Raw genomic sequence first — 6108 nt, forward strand, 5'->3', positions numbered from 1 at the left:
CGAGAACTGCCTGCGACGCCTCGTCACGTACCTACCTCTTCCAGACTTCTGTCAGCTTATGTAGCTGACTGTCCGAAATCTGCTGGGCACCTCATTCACGGTCTGTGGCTTCTTGGTTGCGGGCAGCGGTGCCGAGCAGGATCCGCAGCAGTACGCCTGCCGTGCCCGGCACGGCCAAACACAGCTTCACCACCCGTGTTGTTCACGACTCGCTCCGGCTCGGAGCGGGTCCCCGCGTCCACCGGTGACCGGTCCGGGCCCTACGGGCCCACCACCCCCGGGGGGTTACATGACCGCTCGCCTCGATGATCAATGTCAACGACGGTCTGGACACGGCCTCCTGCTCGTCCAGCTGCTGACGGCCGCACACACGGCCTGTTGAAACTGGAGGATCTCCTCTCGGTGTGCTCCTGCGTCAGCGGTTGCCGGAGAGCGAGACCCTCACCCCTCGCCACCCCGCTTCCGCAGGATGAGCAGGTCCTCGTGGGCTGCGGCGCACACCGCCAGTCCTTTCTCCTGGCTCCGCCAGGCTTCCAACATCTGGAAGAACGACGCCCGGTTCACCAGCCCGCCATCGCGCAGCCCGCACAGCAACGCCACCAGACGGTGGGTGAGCACCAGACCGGCCTCTTCGGCCGTCGTCATGACCTGGCCGGGAAGGTCGACGAGCTGCCCGTCGACCCGGATCGGCCGAACGGTGATCGCGACCACACCACCCGGCCGCAGCAGTTCGCCGCACCCGGACAGGATCCGCCCGAAGCCCTCCATCAGCTCGGGCAACCGCCGATGAGCGAGGTTGCCCTTGTCGGTGGAGTAACGGTGATTCCACTTCTCAACCGGCCCGCCACCGTCCCGACTACCGGAGCGGACGTGCCCATGCGTGTGCGCCCCATAGGGCGGGGAGGTCAGCACAAGCGCGACCTTGCCCCGCAGGCCCGTGAACACGGCCGCGATGTTCCGCGCGTCCCCGCAGGTCACCCGACCATTCCCCGTCGCCCCTTGAGAGCGGGCGTGTTGGAGGTTAGCGGCAGTGAAGCCGGCGAAGTCCGCCTCGTACTCCATCCCCGCCGCTTCCCGTCCCAGATGTATCGCCTCCACCAACGTGGTCCCGATCCCGCACATTGGATCCACTACCAGCTCGCCCGGCTCGGTGAACGCGGAGATGACCTGGGCGGCGATCGATGGGAGCATCTTGCCCGGATGCCTCATTGACTCCGCGACATACCGGCCACTCCGCTGAACGCGCGACTGCAACTGGCCGGTGACCAGCACCGACGACAGAATGTTCTCGTTCACCGGACACCTCCGGCGGAGCGGGTGAACAGGCAGACGTTGTCCGCGTGCACCGACACCACCGGCGGCAGCTCCGCAGACTGGGCACGGCGAAGCTGCGCCAGCTCCGACGGCCCAGGCTGAACCACGAGCGCGTCACCCTCGACTGGGACACGCAGCGCGATGACGTGCTGCAGGTAGGTAAGCCCGGCCCGCGCCGCGTGCCGGATGATCCCCGGTGCGAGATCCACCAGCCTGCCCCGCTCGTACCGTGCCGTTGTGATCACCGCTAGGTGGCCACCACGGGCGAGAACATGCCGCGCATCCTCCAGGAACCGGCCCAGCTGCGTCCCCCCGAGCGTCGGCTGCTCCGCCCGACACGCGGGGCAGGAGATCCCCGCCGAGTCGACCGGCCGTCCGGATTCCGGGTACGGCGGAAGCGCCGCGATCAACAGCTCAACCCGGCCTTCAAGCCCGAGCAGTGCTTCCCGCAGCGCGTGCGGCCCGTGTGGGCGCATTCTCACTGCCGCCCGCTGATCCGCCGTAAGCTCCTCCCGCAGGCGGCCAACGAGGTGCTGGGCGACCGGCAAACGCGGAACACACCCGATCCCCAGCCGCCCCATCTCCGCCGCCGCGATGAGCACCGTTTCGCTCGTCGTGAAGACGTCGGCGACGATCCCACCCGAACGGGTGCAGGCACCGATCAGATGCCGCGCCAGCTCCCGCCCAACGGCCTGACGGTGCCGCCGGCATACCGCATCGGTAGAGCGCGGACAATCCTTGACGTCGGCCTCTCTGGGCGCGGTGTCGGAACACAACCACACCGAGAGCGGCACCAACCGCCTCTCGGCAGTCCGCGAACCCTTCGGCTGCGGTTCTTCGTTCTTGCTCATCTACGGTGACCCGTGACGGTCACCCGTTCCCTGCACTGAAACACCAGCTGATCGGCGCTGATTGGAACCGCTCACGTTCTTAAGGAGTTCCTCCAGGCGCAGTCCCATCGTCCCTTCCGCCGAGTCTCCGGGGCCGCTTAAACGCCACGCTGCCAGCGCATGTGCTTCCTGAGTGAGGCGCGACTCACCCACGGCGATGGCGGGCGCGCACTGTAAGCGAGCGGAATCACCAGCCTCAGGGTGAGCGCCACATCGCTGTAATGGCACATCAACCGAATGTTGTTCACCGGGAACCTGGAGACAGGCCGTGCCTGATCGATTAAGCGAGTGCCAAGCGGATACAGTATGCGCATCATCGTGCAAGCCGCCGCTTACATCGAACTGATCCTCGAAGCGGTCGACGCCACCAGCAACAGCAGCATTTGAGCCGGTCCTGCCGGGGATCGCTTCCGTGATGACTGGGCGCTATACCGCACGGCCATCCGAGCCGCCCTCGACGATGTCAGGCCCCAAATCCAGTCCATCACCACAAAAGTGCGGCGCGAAGAACAGCGGCTATAGCTCCCCGACCCCTCGCGCTCCTTCCCGGAAGGTCACCCGAACGGCGCAGCACCCGATTTAGACAGTGACTCATTTGGGGGTGGGTCGTTAGACCGTTCGTGGATGCGTTCCTTCAGCGACTGGTTCCCGATGAGCTGTGGGCATTGTTCCAGCGGGTGGTTCCGCCGGCGCCGACACGACCGCAAGGTGGCGGGCGACGGCGGGTCGACGATCGGGTGATCTTGGCGGCGATCGTGTACGTGGCCACCACCGGGTGCGCCTGGCGGCAGTTGCCGCCGGTATTCGGCGCTTCCTGGCAGACGGTGAACCGCCGCTTCACTGAGTGGAGCGCTGCGCGGGTGTGGGCCAAGCTGTATCGGGTTCTGCTGGATGAACTCGGCGCGCGTGGCGAGCTGGACTGGTCGCGATGCGCGATCGACTCCGTCAGTGTGCGGGCTGCCAAAGGGGGGAGCTGACAGGTCCGAATCCTGTCGATCGCGGCAAGAAAGGGTCGAAGATCCATCTCATCACCGACCGGAACGGTCTGCCCCTCTCTGTCGCGATCAGCGCCGCCAACACCCACGACAGCCTCGCGCTGGAGCCGCTGGTGCGAGCGATCCCGCCGATCCGCTCGCGCCGTGGCCCGCGACGCCGCCGACCCGCGAAGCTGCACGGTGACAAGGGCTACGACTACCCGCACCTACGGACCTTTCTGCGCAGCCGCGGCATCATCCCGCGCATCGCCCGCTGCGGCATCGAGTCCAGCCAGCGGCTCGGCCGTCACCGCTGGGTCGTGGAGCGCACGGTCTCCTGGCTTGCGGGCTGCCGCCGGTTACACCGCCGCTACGAACGCCGAGCCGACCACTTCGCATCCTTCGTCGCCATAGCCGCAGCCCTCATCTGCTACCGTCGACTTACCAAATGAGTCACCCTCTTAGACGCCGTAGTTGTCGGCGTGCACCCGGCTGATGTGCTGCTTGAGCTCGGTATCACGCACAGCGCGGACGCTTGGCGTGCGATTCTTGGCGGCGTAGTAGGTGCTCGTTGCGATCTTCAACCCGTGCGCGGTCAGCACACGGCAGATCGGCTCGACCCCGAACACCTGGCGATGAGCGTCGATGAATGCTATGAGCGCTTGTGTGGCCGGTCGAGCTCGGCCGCGAAGAAAACCGACGCCGCTTTCAAGATTTCGTTGGCCCGCCGCAGTTCGGCGTTCTCGGCCTTCAGCCGCTTGATCTCCTCGGCGTCAGCCGTCGTGATCCCGGGCCGCTGTCGTGCATCGATCTCCGCCCGGCGCACCCAGCTGCGCACCGTCTCGGCCGTTCCGATGCCGAGCTTTGCCGCAACCGCTTTCATCGCGGCCCACTCGGTCGGGTAGTTCGGCCGGATCTCCGCGACCATGCGCACTGCACGCTCACGAAGTTCGGGAGGGTAGGGGGACGGACGTGCCATGACTCGATCCTCTCAAGGAATCGAGTCTCCATCAGACCCGGCGCGGTTCATTTGGATGCGCATCCGGATATACATCCGGCCGCCACTCGTGGACGTTCCTCAGGAAGAACCCGTATTCTTGACTCTCCGCGAACCTCCGGCGCAGAAGGTCGGGATGAAGGCCGGCCTGGCCCAGGAGCAGAGCGCGTAGTACCCAGCGCAACGACAACGCGACGGTGAGGTATCGATCTACATCGCCGTCCTCCAGCCACCCAGGGTTAATTTGGTGTGCGAAGTCATTACGGGCTCCGTAGACGAGGGTCTTCCACTTGTTCGAGCGGCCGGTGACCCCCGGCACGAGCGCTTCGGCGTCACGCGCCAGTTGATTGAGCCTTTGTCCGTAGCCGGGTTCATGCATATGGCCGAGGAACCCCTTGACGGCCTCAGCGGCGGACTTGTCGACCTCCTTGACCGCCTCGGCTGCTGCCTCGCGGATCTGAGCCGCGAGCTCAGGGGAGAAACGCTGCGCGTCAGGGAAGAGCCGCCGGTGTAGCCCTTCGGAGATCGTGCTGAGGATCAGAACCTGGGTCTCCAGGGGAAGCGAGGTTGTGAGGACACTCGCCACTCCCGCAGGAAGGGGACCGAGGGTTTCGACACGGTCCAACCACGCCCCGATCACGGCAGGCGACAGGTCAGTGAGAGGCAGCAGGAGCTGCGACGGGAGGGCGAGGTCGTCACCGTGCTGGGAAGGACTGTGGACAGGCCACCAGGGCGCTTGGGAATGCTCCTGAACGGCGAACTCCATCACAGTTACGGGGCGTGCGGTGGCAAGCTGAAGCAGGGTGACGAGTGGCTGCAGGTATGTGCGCTCCAGGATGTGCATCCCGACTGGCGGCAGATTTGTCAGCACGAGCTGAGGCTCACCTGAGAAGTCCTCCCAAAACAGCTGGCCACCATTGCCGAGCTGCACGGGGGCGCTTGCCGTATCGGCTGCACGGGTGAGCGTCTGCAGGCGGACTCGAAGTCCTTCGAAGTGGTGATTGACGTTGTTCAGATGCGCTCCGACAACCGCGAAGATCCCCTCGAAACGCTGCTTCTGTTTCTCGCGCGTCAGCCCTCCGGCCCATTTCATGGACCGCGCTTCCAGGAGGGTGATCGGGATATCGTCCTCAAGCTTTCCATGGATCACGACGATCCCGGGATCTGTGGACTCCGACTTGGCGGCGACCGAACCGTCGCCAGCGACCTGTATGGTGACAATTCCCGGAACGCCATAGAGGGAAGGCGACACCGTGAGCGAGGGTGAAGCCTGCTTAGCGAGCTCGAGGTGTCCTGGGGAGCGGACGGACGGATCGGTGGCCCTCCAGAACGTGCCGGCGATACTGCTGCCGCACGCATCTATGCTGGACGTCACAGGTGTGATCACCTCTGAGAATTCGTTCATGATACGGAGTCCTTCCAACCTGACGCTGCGCTCGGGACCGACCCGACCGGCTAGTTGAGATGGCGGAACGCCTGCGGTCGGGCAGCAGTCGACCGAGATCCGATGTCCAGGCCGGGTGCCCTGGACGCTGTCTTGCCCCTTCATCATTCCGCTGTTCACTCGCGCCCTGGCCTTGCATCTGAAGACCACTGCCAGGAAGTGTGCAGACGCAGATACACCGCACCGGCCCATGGCGTGCGCCGGATCCTGTGCCAGGCAATGGGCCGATTTGCGTGCGATCCACAGACGCTTGGCCGGTGGCGGACTGTGCCCGCAGAAGACACGCCGGCTGCCGTCGGCCGAGGCACTGCGGCTGCGCGACAGGGGCGGCGATGTGGGTCTTTCCGGCACCGGGCAGGCCAAGCAGCGCGGCGTTGGCCTCGACAAAGGCTAATACGGCAGTCGTAGATCGTGATCTCTGTGGGGCAGTGCCCGTAACGCAGAACAGCCGCCCGGTGATCTTGATGTGTGACGATCAATGACCTTCGA

Annotated in this window: 4 protein-coding genes and 1 pseudogene; 1 reads left to right on the forward strand and 4 read right to left on the reverse strand. The window is 65.4% G+C overall.

Features of this window, described 5'->3' with window-relative positions:
- Positions 1-441 precede the first annotated feature (441 nt).
- Positions 442-1296 carry a TRM11 family SAM-dependent methyltransferase gene (locus AB0I38_RS40020; RefSeq protein WP_358495962.1) on the reverse strand — a complete coding sequence of 285 codons (855 nt, stop codon included), beginning with the start codon at positions 1294-1296 and terminating at the stop codon, positions 442-444.
- Positions 1293-2165 carry a DNA methyltransferase gene (locus tag AB0I38_RS40025; protein WP_358495965.1) on the reverse strand — a complete coding sequence of 291 codons (873 nt, stop codon included), beginning with the start codon at positions 2163-2165 and terminating at the stop codon, positions 1293-1295. Before AB0I38_RS40025 ends, AB0I38_RS40020 begins: the two co-directional genes overlap by 4 nt.
- A gap of 659 nt (positions 2166-2824) precedes the next feature.
- On the opposite strand from AB0I38_RS40025, the gene AB0I38_RS40030 reads away from it, so the two are divergent.
- Positions 2825-3630 (forward strand): IS5 family transposase gene (locus tag AB0I38_RS40030; RefSeq protein WP_358495968.1). Its coding sequence is split into 2 segments (ribosomal slippage): positions 2825-3176 and positions 3176-3630, totalling 807 coding nucleotides; the frame shifts between segments, so codons are not numbered across the junction.
- A gap of 21 nt (positions 3631-3651) precedes the next feature.
- Here AB0I38_RS40030 and AB0I38_RS40035 read toward each other — a convergent pair.
- A pseudogene (locus AB0I38_RS40035) lies at positions 3652-4157 on the reverse strand (IS3-like element ISMyma3 family transposase); the annotation flags it as partial.
- 31 nt (positions 4158-4188) lie between these two features.
- Entirely contained in the window at positions 4189-5580 is a 1392-nt protein-coding gene (locus AB0I38_RS40040) for a HEPN domain-containing protein (RefSeq protein ID WP_358495973.1), read from the reverse strand.
- Positions 5581-6108 lie beyond the last annotated feature (528 nt).

The sequence above is a fragment of the Nonomuraea cavernae genome (assembly GCF_040655715.1).
Lineage (GTDB): Bacteria > Actinomycetota > Actinomycetes > Streptosporangiales > Streptosporangiaceae > Nonomuraea > Nonomuraea cavernae_A.